Annotated in this window: 18 protein-coding genes; 6 read left to right on the top strand and 12 right to left on the bottom strand. The window is 63.1% G+C overall.

All coding sequences use genetic code 11. The features are described 5' to 3' along the window. Nucleotides 1-9: 9 nt before the first annotated feature. The 4 genes from BLR66_RS07425 to mtgA are packed head-to-tail and all read right to left on the bottom strand — an operon-like array spanning nucleotide 10 to nucleotide 2,448. A complete protein-coding gene (locus BLR66_RS07425) occupies nucleotides 10-237 on the bottom strand; it encodes a hypothetical protein (RefSeq protein WP_143014577.1) in 228 nt (75 codons plus the stop codon). A 12-nt stretch (nucleotides 238-249) separates the two neighbouring features. Then, the gene (locus tag BLR66_RS07430) at nucleotides 250-678 is read right to left on the bottom strand and encodes a CBS domain-containing protein (protein WP_093282419.1); all 429 of its coding nucleotides are present in this window, start codon (nucleotides 676-678) and stop codon (nucleotides 250-252) included. Further along, complete coding sequence (locus BLR66_RS07435) at nucleotides 638-1,666, bottom strand: glycosyltransferase family 2 protein (RefSeq protein ID WP_093282424.1); 1,029 nt, start codon at nucleotides 1,664-1,666, stop codon at nucleotides 638-640. The genes BLR66_RS07430 and BLR66_RS07435 overlap by 41 nt, the downstream gene beginning before the upstream one ends. A gap of 2 nt (nucleotides 1,667-1,668) precedes the next feature. Further along, entirely contained in the window at nucleotides 1,669-2,448 is a 780-nt protein-coding gene (mtgA, locus tag BLR66_RS07440; RefSeq protein WP_093282428.1) for a monofunctional biosynthetic peptidoglycan transglycosylase, read from the bottom strand. Between the two features lie 74 nt (nucleotides 2,449-2,522). Between mtgA and BLR66_RS07445 the strand changes: the two genes are divergently transcribed. The 3 genes from BLR66_RS07445 to BLR66_RS07455 all read left to right on the top strand — a co-directional run bounded on the left by BLR66_RS07445 (nucleotide 2,523) and on the right by BLR66_RS07455 (nucleotide 5,606). Then, nucleotides 2,523-3,761: an aspartyl/asparaginyl beta-hydroxylase domain-containing protein gene (locus tag BLR66_RS07445; RefSeq protein WP_176943791.1), complete on the top strand. Its 1,239-nt coding sequence runs from the start codon at nucleotides 2,523-2,525 to the stop codon at nucleotides 3,759-3,761. Next, the gene (locus BLR66_RS07450; protein ID WP_093282437.1) at nucleotides 3,758-4,645 is read left to right on the top strand and encodes an Hsp33 family molecular chaperone HslO; all 888 of its coding nucleotides are present in this window, start codon (nucleotides 3,758-3,760) and stop codon (nucleotides 4,643-4,645) included. The genes BLR66_RS07445 and BLR66_RS07450 overlap by 4 nt, the downstream gene beginning before the upstream one ends. Before the next feature lie 103 nt (nucleotides 4,646-4,748). Further along, on the top strand, nucleotides 4,749-5,606 hold the full coding sequence (locus tag BLR66_RS07455) for an XOO1806 family protein (RefSeq protein WP_093282441.1): 858 nt from the start codon (nucleotides 4,749-4,751) through the stop codon (nucleotides 5,604-5,606). A gap of 93 nt (nucleotides 5,607-5,699) precedes the next feature. On the opposite strand, the gene BLR66_RS07460 is transcribed toward BLR66_RS07455, so the two are convergent. The 4 genes from BLR66_RS07460 to BLR66_RS07475 all read right to left on the bottom strand — a co-directional run bounded on the left by BLR66_RS07460 (nucleotide 5,700) and on the right by BLR66_RS07475 (nucleotide 12,308). Beyond that, nucleotides 5,700-6,677 (bottom strand): class I SAM-dependent methyltransferase, encoded by a 978-nt coding sequence (locus tag BLR66_RS07460; RefSeq protein ID WP_143014578.1) that lies wholly within the window; start codon nucleotides 6,675-6,677, stop codon nucleotides 5,700-5,702. A gap of 81 nt (nucleotides 6,678-6,758) precedes the next feature. Continuing rightward, the gene (locus BLR66_RS07465) at nucleotides 6,759-9,353 is read right to left on the bottom strand and encodes a TonB-dependent receptor plug domain-containing protein (RefSeq protein ID WP_093282449.1); all 2,595 of its coding nucleotides are present in this window, start codon (nucleotides 9,351-9,353) and stop codon (nucleotides 6,759-6,761) included. A 289-nt stretch (nucleotides 9,354-9,642) separates the two neighbouring features. Continuing rightward, nucleotides 9,643-11,445 (bottom strand): phosphoenolpyruvate carboxykinase (GTP), encoded by a 1,803-nt coding sequence (locus tag BLR66_RS07470; protein ID WP_093282452.1) that lies wholly within the window; start codon nucleotides 11,443-11,445, stop codon nucleotides 9,643-9,645. 119 nt (nucleotides 11,446-11,564) lie between these two features. Next, a complete protein-coding gene (locus BLR66_RS07475) occupies nucleotides 11,565-12,308 on the bottom strand; it encodes a helix-turn-helix domain-containing protein (protein WP_093282457.1) in 744 nt (247 codons plus the stop codon). 109 nt (nucleotides 12,309-12,417) lie between these two features. Between BLR66_RS07475 and BLR66_RS07480 the strand changes: the two genes are divergently transcribed. The 3 genes from BLR66_RS07480 to BLR66_RS07490 are packed head-to-tail and all read left to right on the top strand — an operon-like array spanning nucleotide 12,418 to nucleotide 14,412. After that, a complete protein-coding gene (locus tag BLR66_RS07480) occupies nucleotides 12,418-12,849 on the top strand; it encodes a hypothetical protein (protein WP_093282461.1) in 432 nt (143 codons plus the stop codon). Then, the gene (locus tag BLR66_RS07485; RefSeq protein WP_093282466.1) at nucleotides 12,846-13,658 is read left to right on the top strand and encodes a DUF2145 domain-containing protein; all 813 of its coding nucleotides are present in this window, start codon (nucleotides 12,846-12,848) and stop codon (nucleotides 13,656-13,658) included. Before BLR66_RS07480 ends, BLR66_RS07485 begins: the two co-directional genes overlap by 4 nt. 34 nt (nucleotides 13,659-13,692) lie before the next feature. Continuing rightward, a complete protein-coding gene (locus tag BLR66_RS07490) occupies nucleotides 13,693-14,412 on the top strand; it encodes a sterol desaturase family protein (protein ID WP_093282470.1) in 720 nt (239 codons plus the stop codon). Between the two features lie 12 nt (nucleotides 14,413-14,424). Here the strand turns inward: BLR66_RS07490 and BLR66_RS07495 are convergent, their stop codons facing one another. The 4 genes from BLR66_RS07495 to BLR66_RS07510 all read right to left on the bottom strand — a co-directional run bounded on the left by BLR66_RS07495 (nucleotide 14,425) and on the right by BLR66_RS07510 (nucleotide 17,464). Next, nucleotides 14,425-15,333, bottom strand: a complete 909-nt coding sequence (locus tag BLR66_RS07495; RefSeq protein WP_093282474.1) for a DUF4097 family beta strand repeat-containing protein — start codon at nucleotides 15,331-15,333, stop codon at nucleotides 14,425-14,427. A 10-nt stretch (nucleotides 15,334-15,343) separates the two neighbouring features. Then, nucleotides 15,344-15,862, bottom strand: a complete 519-nt coding sequence (locus tag BLR66_RS07500; protein WP_093282477.1) for a hypothetical protein — start codon at nucleotides 15,860-15,862, stop codon at nucleotides 15,344-15,346. Next, a complete protein-coding gene (locus BLR66_RS07505; RefSeq protein WP_093284516.1) occupies nucleotides 15,859-16,425 on the bottom strand; it encodes an RNA polymerase sigma factor in 567 nt (188 codons plus the stop codon). The genes BLR66_RS07500 and BLR66_RS07505 overlap by 4 nt, the downstream gene beginning before the upstream one ends. 439 nt (nucleotides 16,426-16,864) lie before the next feature. After that, a complete protein-coding gene (locus BLR66_RS07510; RefSeq protein ID WP_093282481.1) occupies nucleotides 16,865-17,464 on the bottom strand; it encodes a TetR/AcrR family transcriptional regulator in 600 nt (199 codons plus the stop codon). Between the last annotated feature and the right edge of the window lie 124 nt (nucleotides 17,465-17,588).

The raw sequence follows: 17,588 nt of genomic DNA on the forward strand, positions 1-17,588 counted from the left end.
ACACGCTCATCAGAAGCTCCAGAACGCATCTTTTAGCTCAGTCCAAAACTTGCGCAGCTTTTTGCGATCCTTGCCAAAGATTACAACACGGAGCAACTCAACCAGCACCGCGAGCAGAAGTACCAGAACCACTATGAAATAGAGGCCATCACCAAAGAGGTATGCGCCAATACCCAGCGCCAACCCCAAAACGAAGAGCCCTGCAACATATTTTGCCTCTCCCTCCATCATCGGCATGCCCAGAAGCGCCTAACTAGCGATATACCGCTGCAACTGATCCAATTGAACCTTCTGATCCTCGATCACCGCCTTGACCAGATCGCCGATCGAGATCACCCCGATCACCTCGCCGTCCTCCATTACGGGCAGATGGCGGATGCGGTGATCGGTCACCAACTGCATGCAGTGTTCGACCGTATGGTTGGGTCCGACCGTGATCACGCCCGCGGTCATGATGTCGCGCACCGAGGTATCGGCCGACGAACGGCCGTGCAGCACCACTTTGCGCGCGTAGTCACGCTCGGAGACGATGCCGGCCAGTCTTGCGCCGTCCATCACCAGCACCGCCCCCACGCTCTTCTCGGCCATCAGGCGGATGGCGTCGATCACCGCATCGCCCGGCGCGACCGCGAAGACCTCAGGAGTCTTGTTTCCCAACAGTTGGCGTAGCGTGTGCATCGAGCTCTCCTTTGGTGTCGGGTTGCTGCGATGAGAATACTCCTCCTGCGCCCGGTTGCCAGATGTCCACCAGATACAGTGGCCGCTGCTTGGCTTCGTCGTACAGCCGGCCCAGGTATTCGCCTATCAATCCCAGCGCCATCAGCTGGATGCCGCCCAGGAACAGGATCACCACCATCATCGTGGGCCAACCCGCCACACGGTCGCCGTACAAGGCGGCCTTGACCATGATCCAGACCGCGAATACGAAAGAGAAAGCCGCGGTCAGCAGACCGAAATAGGTGGCTACGCGCAACGGCGCGGTGGAGAAACTGGTGATTCCTTCCAGCGCGAAGTTCCACAATTTCCAGAGGCCGAAATTGCTGCGTCCCGCAAGGCGCGCGTCGCGGCGATAGGGAATGGCGATCTGGTTGAAGCCCACCCAGCCGAACAGCCCCTTCATGAAACGGTGCCGTTCGCGCAATTGCCGCAAGGCGGCCAGCGCCCGCGGCGAAAGCAGGCGGAAATCGCCGGTATCGGCCGGAATGGGAGTCTTGGACAGGCGCCCGATCACCCGGTAGAAACCGGCCGCGGTGGCACGCTTCAACCAGCCCTCGCCCTCGCGCTGGATACGCGTACCGTGCACATCATCGTAACCCTCGCGCCACTTCGAAACGAACTGCGGAATCAGCTCCGGCGGATCCTGCCCGTCAGCGTCGAGGATGAGCACCGCGCCAGTTTCGACCTGGTCCAGGGCCGCGGTCAGCGCCAGTTCCTTGCCGAAATTCCGCGACAGACGCAACAAGGAAACGCTTGGATCGTGCCAGGCCAGGCGCTGCATCGCTTCCCAGGTGCCATCGGTGCTGCCGTCGTCCACGTACAGCACCCGACCCTCCACGCCATCCAGCTGTTGCAGCACCGCGGCGATGCGTGGGTGCAGCACAGGCAGCGCCTCGGCCTCGTTGCGCGCGGCCACCACTACGGTGAGGCGATCCTGATCGTGGGACATTCTCAATCCAGTGACTGCAGGTAGCCCGGGCCGCCGATTTGCCGCGCCTGCCGCTGGATCCAGTTTGCGCGTCGCTGCACGAAGGGTCCGGGGCGGGCAACACTGTAGCGTCTCGGGGCAGGCAGCACCGCGGCCAGCCGGGCGCTTTCGGCCGGGGACAAGCGGCTCGCGTCCTTGCGCCAATAGCTGCGCGACGCCGCTTGCGCGCCATAGATGCCGTCGCCGAACTCGGCGATGTTGGCGTAGACCTCCAGGATGCGGGTCTTCGGCCACATCAGCTCGATCAGCAGCGTGTACCAGGCTTCGATGCCTTTGCGCACCCAGCTGCGGCCCTGCCACAGGAACAGGTTCTTGGCGACCTGCTGGCTGACCGTGCTCGCGCCGCGCACCTTGCGACCTTTGGCGTTGTTGGCGCGGGCTTTCTCTATCGCCTTGAAATCGAAACCGCGGTGGGTGGCGAAATTCTGATCCTCCGCGGCCACCATGGCGACCGGCAGGCTGGGTGAGATCCGATCGATATCGCGCCAATCGTAGGCCACCCGAAAGCCCATCTCGCCCGCGCCCCACGCCTCGAACTGGCGGGCCATCATGAATGCGGAGAAAGGCGGATCGACGAAGCGCAGCACGGCCACTTGCAGGATGCTGGCCGCGGCGAACAGGAACGGCAACGCCAGCAGCCAGCGCAGCCAGCGACGGGATCGGGTTCGTCCGGGAAAAGGAGGGTCGATGGCGTAGGTTCCTGGCGGTTTGAACTCTTGCCGCAATGTTAACCTTTCGCTCATCGTGATGACTGCATCGAAGGGTGGCTATGCAAGAACAAGACCGGATAGCCGCCCTGATGACGGAAGCCGACCAAATGTCTATGCGCGGCCAGTCCGAGGCGGCCGTCAGCCGGTGGAAGCAGGTCCTGGACATAGAGCCCGACTACCCGCCGGCGCTCAATCTCATTGGCGTCTACAGCATGGCACGGGGCGATTTCGCGCTGGCCCGCGACTATCTGCTGCGGGCCGTAGCCGCGGCCCCCAAATTCGCCATGGCGCATGCCAACCTATCGCGACTGCACAGCGCGCAAGGCGACACCGACGCCGCCCTGGCTTCGATCAACCAGGCTATCATCGCCGATCCCACGGCATGGGGCGCCCACATGGAACGGGCGCGGTTGCTCGAAGCCAAGAGTCGGCCCAGGGAAGCGGCGGCCTCATGGGGAAGAGCGCTGGCTTACATGCCGGAATCGGCCGCGCAGTCGGCGCAATTGCAGCAACTCGTCGCGCAAGCAAGAAAAGCCGTAAGCGACAACCAGAATTCTCTGCGCGAATTCCTGCAGGACCGCATGCACGGCCTGATGGGCAAAGGAAGCCATCCCGAACTGGAACGCTTCGAGAACTGCCTGGACATCGTGACCGGACGTCGTGAATTCGTCACGGCGCGGCCGCTGATGTTGCCTTATCCAAGACTTCCCGCCATTCCTTTTTTCGACACCTCCACTTTCGATTGGGTGCCGGCCATGGAAGCGGCTTTCCCCGACATTCTGAGCGAACTGGAGTCGCTGCTGCAGCGGCCCGATCTTTTCGTACCGTACGTGCAAACGCAGGCCGGCAGTCCTACCGGGCAGTTCGACGCGCTCGATCGCAACCTGGACTGGGGTGCGCTTTTCCTGTGGAAGAACGGCGCGCGCATCGATTCCAACGCCGATCTATGCCCACGCACCGAAGCGGCCATAAGCCGGACGCCGCAGAACATCATTCCCAACCGGGCGCCGGTCGCTTTTTTTTCGGCGCTCCAGCCGGGCACGCATATCCCCCCGCACAACGGGGCGACCAATACCCGCCTGACGGTGCATTTGCCCTTGATCGTTCCGCCCGACTGCGGCCTGCGCGTGGGCGGCGAAACCCATGTCTGGCAGCCCGGGAAGGTGGTCGCGTTCGACGACACCATCACCCATGAGGCATGGAACTACAGCGACCGCCTTCGCGTCGTGCTGATCTTCGACGTCTGGCATCCCATGCTTACGCCACTTGAACGGCAGTTGGTCGCCCATACCGTTGAGAGCATCATGACTTTTTACGGCGACAACGCCGATCTCGGAGAACTGTGAGCACCGGCGACAACCAGACACGCTTCCTCCTGCCCAGAGCCGGCGTGCGCGGCGTCTGCGTGCGCCTGGAAAACACCTGGCAGGAAATCCTGTCCCACGCTTCCTATCCCGACCGGGCGCGCGATCTGCTGGGTCAGGCCTGCGCCGCCTCTGCATTGTTCACCGGCCACGCCAAGGTCAACGGCCGCCTGTCCCTGCAACTGCGCAGCCCACACGCGTTGCGCACGCTGTTCGCCGAATGCACCGCGCAAGGAACCTTGCGCGGTATCGCCAAGGTGGCCGATGGCCAGGACTCGCCGCACGACCTGCGCGAACTAGGCCAGGAAGCGCTGCTGGCCATTACCATCGAAAACCCCGGCCTCGATCCGAGCGAGCCGCAGCGCTACCAGAGCCTGGTTTCCCTGCAAGCTCCCAACCTTTCCGAGGCGTTCGAGAACTACTTCCATCAATCCGAGCAATTGCCGACCCGCCTGCTGCTGGCCGCCGACGGCCGGGCGGTTGCCGGGCTGATGCTGCAGAAGTTGCCGAGCGACGAGGGCGACGACGATGGCTGGAACCGCGCAGGGGCTTTATTCGACACCTTGCAGTCCGACGAGCTGCTGGCCCTCCCCGCAGAGGAGCTTTTGCGCCGCCTGTTCCACCAGGAAGAGCCGGTGGTCCTGGCCGAACACCCTCTGCGCTTCGCCTGCTCGTGCTCCCAGCAGCGGGTGGCCACCATGCTGCAATCCCTGGGCGCCGAAGAGGCCCATGCCGCCCTGGCCGACGGCCTGGCCGAAGTGCGTTGCGAATTCTGTGGCCAGCGCTATATTTTCAGCGCCCCCGAAATCGACGAACTTTTCGCCCTGCCGCCGGTCGGAATACAGGCCCCTGAACGGCTTCAGTAGCCCTGGGGCCTGTTGGGGACTTGTTAAAGAAACATAAATCGAATAGCATCCAATGCCCTTGGGAGGGGAACTCCACCGCGGAGTTGGGAGTCTTAAGCGAGCTATGAACCCGCGTCTTCTGCACCTGCCGTTTGCCCTGTTGCTCGCCTTTGGCGTGGCTGCTGGCGCGCAGGCGCAATCCAAGAAGCCGCAAGCCTCCAAACGCGATGCCACCGTCCTTCCGGTCTGGAACAACACCAGCGGCAAGGTCGAAGCCGTGCTTCTGCTGGAGCCCACGGGCGAAGCCTCCGCCGGCGCCAGCTGGCGCCTGGGCAGCAACACGCTGGGAGCGGCCTTCGGCCTGGAAGCCGGCGACTCCCTTGGCCTGGTCTGCAACCGCCAGAGCGCCAGCAGCATCGGCAGCCTGATCAGCAATTGCGCGGTTGCCGAACTGACCGACGGCAATGACGGCGGCAGCCAGCGCCTCAGCGCCGGCGCCTCCCTGACCCGTCCTGGCGGCAAGCTGGGATTGTCCGCCGGCAGCGGCCGCGACACCCTCCCCGCCTGGCTGTCCTCCAATGCCGGCGCACGCGTCGAAGAGAACGATCTGGCCATATTCGGCCAGAAGAACATCGGCCGCGAAGGCTACGTGCGGATCGGCGGTGCGGTAGCCCGCGCCCGCCTGGTGCCGATCGCCGACGTACCGACCATCGCCGACCGCTGGAACACCAAGAGCCTCAGCGTCGGCGGCGGATACGGCGCCTTCAGCGCCAATATCGTCGGCCGCGTGGTCGATGTCCCCGGCCAACCGGGAAAATGGGAAGGTCTTGGCCTGGGCCTGACCTGGCGTACCCCATGGAGCGGCCAGCTGACCGTGGGCGCGGAAAACGTCATCACCCGCGGCAAGAACCCCTTCTCGCCAAGCGACGAGAGCGGCGACGAAGGTACTGTGCCCTACGTGCGGTACGAGCAAGACCTCTAACGGACGCGCATCAGTGGGCGCTGGTCCCGCGCAGGCATCGTCTCTTTTTCATTCCCATTCATTCCAACCCTGACCGCTGGTCGGACTGCAGCTTCATTCCAGCCCCACGGCAGCCACGAACCCCCACCCGATCGTGCCTTCGGCACCGTGGCTGATGGGCTCCAGCCGCGTATGCAGCGCCGGTCGCGCCCGCTTGAAATAAGCCTCGATAGCATGCGCTTGCTGGGTGTCCAGTGCGCTGCTCACCATCTCAGCGCTTCGCAAACGGGCGCCCACTAATGCTTCCCTGTACGCGCGCAGCTTTTCCAGCACCGTCTCCACTTCGATGGTGCCGGCCGATGCAACCAGCTTATGCACGCACTCCCTGCTCTCCAGCAGCAGGTCGGGCACGTCGCTGGCACCGATCGCCTCCGCCAGCTGCGACATCGATGCGTTGTACAAAGCGCGGCATTTCAACGCTTCGGCATCCGAACCGACCGATGGATCTTTTCGAGTCGCCTCCAGCCATGGGACGATCCCTATGGCGGCCGACACAAGACCGTCGCTGGCGAGCAGCCTGTCGATGTGCGCAACTTCCTGCTCGGCCACCCGCACCAGGACGCCATCGGCGTGGTGCAGGATGAAGGCGAAAATCGCCGACTCCTTCGCGACCCTCAGGCATTCCTCCAGGGATTCCTGCCTGCGGCCGTACTCCAGGCCGTACTGGCTGATGACCGCATCGAATCTGCGATCCTCGAAAGGAAGCCGCTCCATCGCCACGTTCGGATGGAACGCTATCTTCCCCATCCTCTCCGGGTCGTACCACGCGGGCGCTACCGTCGAATAGTCGACCGCATCCACGCGCCCGAACTTGGCCGGGAAACCATCCAAAAGGAGTTTGGGCAAGGCCCCATTGCCTGTCGCGATGTCCAGGACATTGTCGCCTTTGTGCAGCCGGCCGAAAACGGCATTCCAGAACTCCGCGATCGCGCCACCGTAATTGCCTGCATAGCTGCCTACGCAAGAGTGCAGCGCACCGCTCTTCCAGTAGTTCGACCAAGCCTCGCTGCGCGCGTGTCCGCTGTTATCCATCGCCGTATTGTCCACTTAAAACCGACCAAAAAAAGGGCCCCGTTTCCGGGGCCCTTCGGTACAGCTCGACTGCTTAACCGCTTAGAACGACTGCGTGTAACGGAAGTACACGGTACGGCCGTACGCATCGTACAGGCTGAAGTTCCACGGACGGCCGTTGAAACCGACCAGCTCCGGGTAACGATCGCCGACGTTGTTGGCACCGATGGTGATGGCGGCCTTCCACGGGGTCTTGTAGTTCACGTACACATCGTTGGTCGCGTAGCCGCCGACATTGCCGGTGGAGTCCGACTGGCCATCGATGTAGTTCGTGCTGAAGCCCACGGTGAAGTCGCCCAGCGACCAGGTGTTGCGCAGCGCGGCGCGGAGGTCGGGCTGACCGACGATTCCAGCCTGGTTGCTCACATCGCCAACGACCGAGATGATGTCGTACTTGTTGATGTACGAAACCTGCAGGGCGTTCTCCAACTTGCCGGCGCCGCCGAGATCGAAATTGGTGCGCAGGTTGAAGTCGAAGCCGTCGGTTTCCAGCGTTCCTTCGTTCGCCGAACCGCGGGTCACGCGGATGATCGCATTGGTGATCGGGTCACGCAGCACGCCCAGACCGGCCGGAATCGGACCGAGGCTCGGGTCGATGGAGCGGTCGATCAGCTCCTGCGAGGTGAACTGGTTGATGCGATCCTCGACCTTGATGTTGTAGTAGTCGAGGGTGACGTTCAACCAGTCGAACGGATCGTAGGCGACGCCGATGCTGTACTGCTTGGACTGCTCGGACTTGAGCGCGCCGTTGGCGATCACCGTTGCGTCGACCTGGATCTCGGTGTTCGCGCAGGTGGCCGGATTGCCGCCGAAGACGACGCAGGTGTCGAAGTCGGTGACCGGGTCGGCCGAGAACGCAGCCTGCTGGGTCAGGATGTCCAACGTCGGAGCGCGGAAGCCTTCGCCGTAGGAAGCGCGGAAGGTCAGGTTGTCCAGCGGCTGCCAGCGAGCGGCGATCTTCGGCGAGAAGTCATTGCCGTAGTCGCTGTATTTGTCGTAACGGCCAGCGATGGTGACGTCGAAGGTGCTGGTGAACGGGAACAGCCACTCGAAGAACGCCGAGTAGACGTCGCGGCTGCCGCCGGCGGAGTTGCCGGCCGAGCCTTCGATGACGCCGGCTTCGGAGAGCGGATCGAAGATATCGGCGTACTCTTCCTTGCGGTATTCGGCGCCGACGACGGCGTTGGAAACGCCACCGCCCATCTCGAACAGGTCGAAGTTCACCGTGCCGTACAGCTCTTCGGTCTTCCAGGTCGACTCGCGGGCGATCGTAGCAGTGAAGCCCTTGACCACGGCGGGATCGGAGCCGAACGGGTCGAGCAGGTTGTAGCTACCGTTGGCGATGGCCTGTTCGGCCAGCGGACGGACGATGAAGCCACGGCCCAGCTCGTTGTAGTGGTACTCGTTACGGCGCAGGCCGAAGTCCACCGACACCTTGTCGGTCAGCTGACCGGTCGAGCCGATCAACAGGTCGGTAACGGTCGCATCGGTGCTGGTGTCGCGATTGCCGGCCGCGGCGAAGCGATGGCGCACGAACGCCGGCAGGCCATCGGCCGGGGTCGGATCGTTCGGGCTGCCCGACGGGATGAACACTTCGCCCGGCGTCGGCGCGTAACGGCCGAAGCTGTTCACGCGGCTGGCCGTGGCGGTCATGTACAGGGTCCAGTCGTCGTTGATCTGGTAGTCGCCACGGGCGAACAGCGACTTGTTCTCGATCGAAGCTTCGTTAGCCGCGACGGAGTTGAAGTCGAAGGAGCAGGTGTTGCCCGGCGTCACCCAGAAACCATTGGTGTCGCAAGCAAAGCCAGGCATACGGATGAAGGCGCCCGTAGCCCGCCAGTCGGCAGCGAAGTCCGGACGCGGCGGCGTGGTCGGATCGGCACGATCCGGATTCGGAACGACGGTGCGGTAGTTGTTGCCGAAGGACGAAACGCCCAGGGTGCCGCCACCAATCTGGTCCTTGGTGAACACCATGCCGCGCTTGGAGTACGAGAGGCCGGCGATCAAGCTGCCGCGGTCGCTCGAGACGCCCATGATCGCGGAACCTTCTTGCGTATCGCCGCCCTGGATCTTGGTCTGGCCCGTACCGATGCGGAGTTCGGCGCCGTTGAAGTCCTTGCGCAGGATGATGTTGACCACGCCGCCGATGGCGTCGGAGCCGTACACGGCCGAAGCGCCGTCGGACAGGATTTCGATACGCTCAACGGCAGCGATCGGCACCGCGTTCAAGTCGGCGGACTGGCCGGAGAACGGGGCCTTCGGTGCACGACGACCGTCGATCAGCACCAGGGTACGGCTTGAACCCAGGCCACGCAGGTCGATGTCGGCCAGAGCCTGTGCGGAGCTGCCGGACTGCGGACGGAAGTTACCGAACGAGGAAAAGGTCGAATCGCGCAACACGTCGGCCACGGACACGTCGCCGCTGGCGTCGATCTGTGCGCGGTCGATAACGACTACGGGAACGGCGCCTTCGATATCGGCGCGCTTCAGGCGCGAGCCGGTCACTTCGATGCGGTCAAGGGTCTTGGCGTCGTCGGTTGCAGCTTCCTGCGCAACTACGTTGCCGGAAACCAGCGTCGCCGCGCTGGCGAACAACGCGAACTTAATCGCGCCTGGCAGCTTCTTAAGGTTGGTCATTTGATGCTCTCTCTCAAGGTCGAGTTGAAGACCAGGTCGCAAGGACCCAAGCCAAATAAACAGACGCCAAATGGGACTACGCCTGGTGGCCGAAGGATAACGTAATTTTTACGGCGATGGGTACAACTGCAACCAAAACTCACGATTCAGTGCAAATATTGTTGTAAAACAATAATTTACATTGTTATGAATTCGTGATGCGAGTTCCATTTCCCCTGTTCAAAAACTTCAAGTCACAATTTCAGCTGAATGGCATGCCAAACCCGCTAAACCCTGACGCCCACCGAGGTCATTGCAAAGTGCTAAGTACGCTATGTGCCTCGGCGACCAATGAAGCGGGGGTTTTCTTGCCGTATTCGTCAAGATAAGCGCAGATCTGTTCGAATTCAGCCTGCCAGGCCGAATTATCGAAGGAGAAGAGCTCAGTTAGCTGTTCGGACGAAACACCGGCCCCTTGCAGGTTGAGATCCGCCGGCTGCGGCTGCAGACCTATCGGAAGCTCCATCGCCCCTACCCGGCCTTCCACCCGTTCGATCATCCATTCCAGCACCCGCAAGTTCTCGCCGAAGCCGGGCCACAGGAACTTCCCATCCCCGTCCTTCCGGAACCAGTTGACGTGGAAGATCTTGGGCAGGCGGGCGCCAGGCACATCGAACGACAGCCAATGCGCGAAGTAGTCGGCGAAGTTGTAGCCGCAGAACGGCTTCATGGCCATGGGATCGCGGCGCATCACGCCGACGTCGCCGGTAGCGGCGGCGGTGGTTTCCGAGCCCATGCTGGCGCCGACCAGCACGCCGTGGGTCCAGTCGCGGGCTTCGAACACCAGCGGCACCAGCGAGGCACGGCGGCCACCGAAGACGATGGCCGAGATCGGCACGCCCTGCGGATCTTCGGCGCGCGCCGAATAGCTGGGGCACTGACGGGCCGAAACCGTGAAACGCGAGTTGGGATGCGCGGCCGGACCGTTGGCCGGGTCGAAATCGCGGCCTTGCCAATCCTTCGACGGCACCCGGGCGTCCAGACCTTCCCACCAAGGCTGATCGTCGGCGGTCGTCGCGACATTGGTGAAGATGGTGTCGTGCCCGATGGTGGCCAGCGCGTTGGGATTGGATTTTTCCGAGGTCCCCGGCGCAACACCGAAGAAACCGGCTTCGGGATTGATGGCGTACAGACGGCCGTCGGCGCCGGGACGCATCCAGCAGATGTCGTCGCCCACCGTCCACACCTTCCAGCCGGCTTGGCGATAGCTTTCCGGTGGGATCAGCATGGCCAGGTTGGTCTTGCCGCAGGCAGACGGAAAGGCCGCGGCGATGTAGTGGGTCTCGCCGCGCGGATTCTCTATGCCGACGATGAGCATGTGCTCGGCCAGCCAGCCTTCCCGCCGCGCCTGCCAGGAAGCGATGCGCAGGGCGTGACATTTCTTGCCCAGCAGCGCATTGCCGCCATAGCCCGAACCATAGCTCTTGATGCTCAGCTCTTCCGGGAAATGCATGATGAAGCGGCGATCCGGATCCAACTCGCCGGTGGAATGCAGGCCTTTGACGTAGGTGCCATCCCCAAGCGAACCCTCGCGTTCGATGCGCGCCAGCGCCGGCGCGCCCATGCGGGTCATCAGGCGCATATTGGCGACCACGTAGGGCGAGTCGGTGATCTCGACGCCGCAACGCGCCAGCGGCGAATCGATCGGGCCCATGCAATAGGGAATCACATAGAGCGTGCGGCCGCGCATGCAGCCGGCGAACAAGGCGTCCATCCGCCGATGGCCCTCGGCCGGCGGCATCCAATGGTTGTTGGGGCCGGCATCGTCGCGGTCGCGGCTGCAGACGAAGGTCAGATGCTCGACGCGCGCGACATCGCTGGGGTCGGAGCGGTGCAGCCAGCTGCCCGGATGCGTGTCGGGATTGAGCGGCAGCAGCGTGCCGTCTTCCTGCATCAATCGCAGCAGCGCGGCGTATTCGTCGTCGCTGCCGTCGCACCAGTGGATCGAATCCGGTTGGGTCAGCGCGGCGGTCTCGGCGACCCAGCGATTCAAATCATCGAGCCGGCTGCCGGCCGGATTCTTGTCGTCGAAATACGAAATCGCTGCGTTCATGCGCGCCCTCCCAGGCCAACCATATCGTTGCGAATGCAACTAAATGGTACTCGCGCCGGCAGGCGGGGTCTTGCTGCAGCGCAGACCCTATCCCCATGAAAACGGTTGTGAAAACGTTATCAGCCGTTCTGCGCACGCCTGTACGGTTGGAACAACTGCAGCAGCCACGGCTTCTGCGCCAGCACCAGACTGACGCCTACCCGCTCCTGCGCGCTCAAGGTCGCATCGCGGGCCAGCAGCGCATCGAACTCGCGCGCCAGTTCCTCCAATCGAAGGCGCAGTTGCTTGACGCCTTCGATGCTCAGGCTTCCGCTCAGCAGCAACAGCGCGTCCTGTTCGCCGTCGAAGGGATCGGCGAAGAAATCGCCGAGCAGGTTCAGACGGAAATAGCGCTCCATCGGTCCATTGGCGCGCCAGCGGAAATTGCGCGCGGTGAGCGGGCGTCCGCGGTTGCCCGGCATCAATTCGATGATGCCCAGGCGATCCAGCTTCACCAGCAGCCCGGTCCATTGCGCGATGTTGAAGTCGAACTGCGCCAGCACGTCCTCCTGGCGCCAGCGGTTGATGGTCAGGAACAGCGCGAGCAATAACGCCGGCTCGCTCACCAGCGCCTGTTCCTGCGATTCGCTGAGGTTGGCCATGGCGGGACGCCCGCGCGCGGATTCGGCGCTGAGCTCGGCCAGACCCACATCCAGCGCATCGCAGATCTGCTCCAGCCGCTGCAGGCTCATGGCACGTTGCGAAAACATCCGCTTGATCGCCGCCTCGCTCAGCTTCAAGCGCGCGGCCAGGTCGCGATAGGTCAGACCTTGCGCGCGCAGGCAGCGTTTCAGGGAGTCGACGAGTTCGATTGATAGGGCCATGGTTTAGGAATCGTATACCCAACCCACAACATCCGGCCACCTGGTAGAAATATGTTGAGTTCGTGCGAAGGATGCGCAAGCTCCGGTCAAACCGAATCCGGAATCGACCATGCCGCGTCTCCACCGCTATTCCCCGATCCTGGCGTTGGGTTTGTCGCTGGGCGCCTTCCACGCCCCGGCCCGTGCGCAATCCAATCATCTCAGCGATGCCTCGGCCGCCAGCCTGGAGGCCTCTGTCGAAGTTCCCATCGCGCTCTACGACGCACTGAAGGCCGGCGCCCACTTCACCGTCACCGGAGTACAGGCCAGCGCACGCGGGACACTGGTGACGATCTCGGTGGCGCCTGCATTCGGTTCCATTCTGCTGGCAGGTTTGGTCGAACCCGATTACAACCTGCTTTCCGGCTCGCCCAAGACCAGCGTGGGAACGGCATTGGTGGTCTCGGGAGGTTTGTTGTTGATGGTGGGCAGCGCGGTGATCGCCTTCATCCCCGACCCAAGCGCGCGACCGCATATCCATAGCCGGCGGATCCATCCATGAAGCTTTCCGCTTGGTTCCTGGCGCTCTGCCTTGCCTCGCCGCTGGCTGCCATTGCCGGGAACCAGTGCGAAATCCGGCCGGCTACGCCGCAAAAGCTCGCCGACGCGACTGTCACCGCGATGCGCGTAGTGGCCGCACTGGAAGAAATCGATGCGCCCGTCGTGTTGGTGGCGCGCGTCGGCACCGATCTTTCCAAGCAAGGCCTGGTCTATAGCCATATCGGTTTCGCGCTGCGCGATCACAGCGATGGCCGCTGGACGGTGCTGCACCTTCTCAACGAATGCGGCACCGCACGGTCGGCCCTGCATGCGCAGGGACTGGTGAATTTCTTCGCCGACGATCTGGTGAATCAGGACGCCCGCATCGTCTGGCTGCAGCCGGCTCTGGCGCAACGTCTTGCCGATCACCTGCGCTCCCTTCCGCGCAATGCTTTGCACGAACAGGCCTACAACCTGATCGCGCGTCCTGGAAGTCGCGAATACCAGAACTCCACCGCCTGGGTGCTGGAAACCCTCGCAGCGGTTGCGTCCATGCCAGAGCTGGACGACCGGCATGCTGCGTACGCGTGGGCGCAACGCGATGGCTTCAGGCCGGACATCGTCCATATCGCCTACGCGAAGCGCGTGCTGGGCGGATTACTTGGCGTCAACATCATTTTCACCGACCACTCCGTTGGCACCCGCTTGTCGGGCGACTACCCGGTCGTCACCGTGCGCTCGATCTTCCGCTACCTCGAAGAATCCGGCCATGTCCTGCGCCAGACCGAATGGCGCAACGGGTGGCTGCAGACCGTAATTGGGCCGGCCTGAAGCTCTCGCGGATAGGATCACCAAGGAGCCCCGCATGTTGCCCGCCCTCTTCGCCATCGCCGCACTCTGCTTTCTTTTCGAGCGATTGTTTCCTGGCTGGCGCTTGCCGAAGGTAAGAACATGGCCGGTCCGGGTGATCGCAATCAACATCCTGCAGTTGGGCGTTGTGTTGCTGGCTGGCGTGACCTGGGAGAAATGGTTCTCCTCCCTTTCTCTTTTCGACCTTTCGGCGCATGTTCCACCCATTGCCGGCGGCCTCATCGCTTACTTCATCGCAACCTTCGTCTTTTACTGGTGGCATCGCTGGCGCCACGAAGTGGATGCGTTGTGGCGGTTCTTCCACCAGATCCATCACAGTCCGCAGCGGATCGAGGTGATCACTTCGTTCTACAAACATCCAGGCGAGATGGTGGTCAATTCCCTGATCGGCAGCCTGCTGGTCTATACCGTGCTGGGCCTGTCGATGGAGGGCGGCATGGCCTATACCGCTTGTACCGCGCTAGGCGAGTTCTTCTACCACACCAATATCAGAACGCCGCGCTGGATAGGTTATTTCTTCCAGCGCCCGGAGATGCACCGCGTGCATCATCAATACGGCAGGCACAAGAACAACTACGGCGACATCGTGTGGTGGGACATGCTGTTCGGCACGTACGAGAACCCGAAGGAATTCAAGGCGACCTGCGGCTTCGACGAGGCCAACGAATTGCGCCTGCGCGAAATGCTGCTGTATCGCGACGTGCACAAACCGTAGCGCGGACGGGCCTCATTCCAGCCTCAACTCCGCATTGCCGGAGAATGTCTCCAGCCTGATCTCGCCTTCGCCCGTGCCGTAACGGGTATTGAAGCTGGAACCGGGGCCGTGTTCGGGCTTCTGGATCTTCGCGCCCGGCGCCTTGAGATCGCCGCTGAAACTCTCCCCGCTGACCTGCGCGGACAAATTCTTGGGCAGCACCAGGAGCAGATCGCCGCTGACGCTTTCCATACCGATCTCGCCCTTGGCCGCCAGCGCGGTGCGCACCTGGGCATTGCCGCTGACGGTGCTGGACGAGAATTCGCTTACGCGTTCGCCGTTGACTGCGACGTCGATGTCGCCCGATACGGTTTCGGTCTTGATCTGTCCATTCATGCGGCCGCGCAGGACGATGCCGCCGCTGACGGTCTGCGCCTGGACATCGCCGCTGTTGACGGTCAGCCGCAGGTTGCCGCTGACGCTTTCCACATCGACTTCCCGGGGCGCTGCCGCAAGCAACACGTCTCCGCTGACATTGTCGATGGATAGTTTGGAAGAGGCGACGCCAGACACATCCACATCCGCGGAAACCGCATCGATGTCCAGGTCCGCGCGCACCGGAACCATCAGCTGCAAATCGGTAGGCCCGGATTTGTTGCCGCCCCAGCCGCCGCTATTGGGGTATTGCACCTTGACTATCAGATGCTCGGAGTCGCCCTCCACCACTAGCTTCTCGACCCCATCGCCGAGCGTGCCGGAGATCTTCACCTCGTTGCGCTCCCAGGCGCGCACCTGGATGCGTCCCTTGAGGTTTTCGATATCGACGCGGCCCCGCGCATCCAGCGCGCGGGTCTGGTCGATGGGCGTGGCGGCGCCGGCGGCTGCGGAAAGCGCCAGCAGCGGAACGAAGAACAATGAAGCGGCGGAAGCGAAGTTGCGCATGGGAATATCCTCAGGTCATGACCGCGCGCTGCGTCAACTGCAGGCGTCGTGCGTAGGTGCGGCGAAGTTGTTCGAGCAGGAACGTCGCGTTGGGGTCGTCGTCGATCGCGCTGAGTATCTGCGCGGCGCTACGGTCGAGTTCGCCGAAGGCTCCATGCATCTCGGGGTGGGTATTGGCCTGCTGCTGCAAGCGGGCGAACGCGCGCTCGTAATCCAGCGCCATGGAGACGGCCTGCTGGCGGATCATCGGATTGCCTGCCGGCGCTTGCGGTTTTACGGCAGGCATCATCTGCCAGACCACGCCGACGGCCAGCAGCACCGAAGCGGCCATGGCCCAGGGAGCGAAACGACGCGCCCGCGGTTTGCCGGTCGCCGCCGCTTGCCGGGGCACGGCAGCGATACGCGCGGCGATGCCCGGCCACAGGTCGGCCTGCGGTTCCAGATCGCGGCGCAGCCCGCGCAGTTGCCAACGCAGTGCTTCGTCAGTCTGCGCACCATCGTCGTACACGTCATCATTATGTGTGTTCATGCCTCACCTCCTAAACGTCCGCGCAGCAACTGCCGCGCGCGGTGCAACTGCGCCTTCGAACTGCCTACCGCCATGCCCAGTTCGTTGGCGATTTCTTCGTGTTTCCAGCCTTCCACATCGTGCAGCACCAACACCGCTCGGGCACGCGGAGGCAACGTGGCGACCGCGCGTTCCAGATCCATCGAAAGCGCGGTGCCGTTGCCGGCCGAATCGGCGACGCCCAAACCATCGAGCGCGTCTTCATCCTCGTCGAAACGCGGGCCGCCGCGCCGACTGCGCAGTTCCATCAGTGCGGTGGTGACCGCCAGCCGATGCAACCAGGTGGAGACAGCGCTTTCGAAACGGAATTTCGGCAATGCCTGCCAGGCGCGGACGAAAGCCTCCTGGGTCAGATCCTCGGCTCGCACCCCATGCGCGCCGACCAGCCTGACGATGACGCCATGCACGCGTCCGGCATGACGGCGGTAGATCGATTCGAACGCGCCCGCATCGCCTGCCGCGGCCGATCGCGCCAGCGCGGCATCGGTAGCGGCGGCCACCTCGGCGGTGGTCGTGTCGGTCATCGATTCGCTCATGGCAGCGGTCAGCATAGACATTGGGATGCGGCAATGGGCAGTAAGGTTTAAGACGATCCATCAATGAAAACTAGTATTCACGGTTCTGGACCTGCTTTGGCTCTGCTCTAGCGGCCCCGTGAGGCGGGGCAAACGGGCCGGGATCAACCCCGCAGGGGCGGCGCACAGGGATGTGCGCCGTTTCCGGAGGCGCAGGAGGCGCCTTACGGAAATTCCCGGCCCGCTTGCGGACCCAAGGGCTTCATCGTTGGGCGCGGCGTTAGGGTGCGTTTCTTTGGTTACTTTCTTTGCACAAGCAAAGAAAGTGACTCGCGCAACGCGCGGCTTTCAACAGCCGAACGGCTGGTCAGCGCTCTTGCTCCACGATCAAATGCAAGAAGCCAAAGTCGCTGGGCCCCCGCCTTCGCGGGGATGACGAGCAGCGAACTCAGTTAGGGATCAATGTACTGATCACGTGCTCGACGTAAGCCTCGAATTCCTCGTGATGCAAGCGCGGCTGCTGCAGCTGCAGGGCCAGCTGCAGGAAGCCCAGATAGGCCGAATACGCCAAGCGCGCACGGTGCTGGGCCTCGGTGCGACCCAGGCCGGCCTGGCGGAAGGAAGCAACCAGGTATTCCAGGCGCCGCTGCGAAACCCGGTTGATCACCGGCTGCACCGCCGGGTGGTCCAGCGCCTTCAGCAGCTCGCTATAGATAACGTGTGGTTTGACCTCATGGGCGACCAGCAGGAACAGCTCGCGTAGGCGTGCCCGGGGATCCGGCACGGCTTCCAGACTGCCGAACACGCTTTCCTGCTCGATCGCCTCCCAACGCTCCAGTGCCGCCTGCAGAAGCGCATCGCGCGAGGGGAAATGCCAATAGAAGCTGCCCTTGGTGACGCCCAAGCGGCGTGCGAGCGGTTCCACCGCCACGGCGGCGACCCCTTGCTCGGCGACCAGATCCAGCGCTGCCTGCGCCCAATCCTCGGCGCTGAGGCGAGCGGGTCGGGAGGTGTTGGCCGAAGCCGGTTCGGACGTGTTTGCAGTCATATTTCACATTTAACCATACGCCGAGGTTTGTTGCGGTACGTTTTGCGGCATCGCGTCGAAGCGCCCTGGAATCAGCGGCTTGCAGCAGCAACGGATCCGAGCGGCCGGCGCCGAAACCGATTGA

The organism is Pseudoxanthomonas sp. CF125 (assembly GCF_900104085.1).
GTDB lineage: Bacteria > Pseudomonadota > Gammaproteobacteria > Xanthomonadales > Xanthomonadaceae > Pseudoxanthomonas_A.

What these genes read in the sequence shown, in the direction of transcription:
- BLR66_RS07500 (WP_093282477.1), bottom strand. Translation starts at nt 15,862, where the DNA reads ATGAACACACATAATGATGACGTGTACGACGATGGTGCGCAGACTGAC.
- BLR66_RS07490 (WP_093282470.1), top strand. Translation starts at nt 13,693, where the DNA reads ATGTTGCCCGCCCTCTTCGCCATCGCCGCACTCTGCTTTCTTTTCGAG.
- BLR66_RS07475 (WP_093282457.1), bottom strand. Translation starts at nt 12,308, where the DNA reads ATGGCCCTATCAATCGAACTCGTCGACTCCCTGAAACGCTGCCTGCGC.
- BLR66_RS07460 (WP_143014578.1), bottom strand. Translation starts at nt 6,677, where the DNA reads ATGGATAACAGCGGACACGCGCGCAGCGAGGCTTGGTCGAACTACTGG.
- BLR66_RS07505 (WP_093284516.1), bottom strand. Translation starts at nt 16,425, where the DNA reads ATGACCGACACGACCACCGCCGAGGTGGCCGCCGCTACCGATGCCGCG.
- BLR66_RS07455 (WP_093282441.1), top strand. Translation starts at nt 4,749, where the DNA reads ATGAACCCGCGTCTTCTGCACCTGCCGTTTGCCCTGTTGCTCGCCTTT.
- BLR66_RS07495 (WP_093282474.1), bottom strand. Translation starts at nt 15,333, where the DNA reads ATGCGCAACTTCGCTTCCGCCGCTTCATTGTTCTTCGTTCCGCTGCTG.
- BLR66_RS07445 (WP_176943791.1), top strand. Translation starts at nt 2,523, where the DNA reads ATGTCTATGCGCGGCCAGTCCGAGGCGGCCGTCAGCCGGTGGAAGCAG.
- BLR66_RS07425 (WP_143014577.1), bottom strand. Translation starts at nt 237, where the DNA reads ATGCCGATGATGGAGGGAGAGGCAAAATATGTTGCAGGGCTCTTCGTT.
- BLR66_RS07435 (WP_093282424.1), bottom strand. Translation starts at nt 1,666, where the DNA reads ATGTCCCACGATCAGGATCGCCTCACCGTAGTGGTGGCCGCGCGCAAC.
- BLR66_RS07510 (WP_093282481.1), bottom strand. Translation starts at nt 17,464, where the DNA reads ATGACTGCAAACACGTCCGAACCGGCTTCGGCCAACACCTCCCGACCC.
- BLR66_RS07480 (WP_093282461.1), top strand. Translation starts at nt 12,418, where the DNA reads ATGCCGCGTCTCCACCGCTATTCCCCGATCCTGGCGTTGGGTTTGTCG.
- BLR66_RS07430 (WP_093282419.1), bottom strand. Translation starts at nt 678, where the DNA reads ATGCACACGCTACGCCAACTGTTGGGAAACAAGACTCCTGAGGTCTTC.
- mtgA (WP_093282428.1), bottom strand. Translation starts at nt 2,448, where the DNA reads ATGAGCGAAAGGTTAACATTGCGGCAAGAGTTCAAACCGCCAGGAACC.
- BLR66_RS07470 (WP_093282452.1), bottom strand. Translation starts at nt 11,445, where the DNA reads ATGAACGCAGCGATTTCGTATTTCGACGACAAGAATCCGGCCGGCAGC.
- BLR66_RS07485 (WP_093282466.1), top strand. Translation starts at nt 12,846, where the DNA reads ATGAAGCTTTCCGCTTGGTTCCTGGCGCTCTGCCTTGCCTCGCCGCTG.
- BLR66_RS07465 (WP_093282449.1), bottom strand. Translation starts at nt 9,353, where the DNA reads ATGACCAACCTTAAGAAGCTGCCAGGCGCGATTAAGTTCGCGTTGTTC.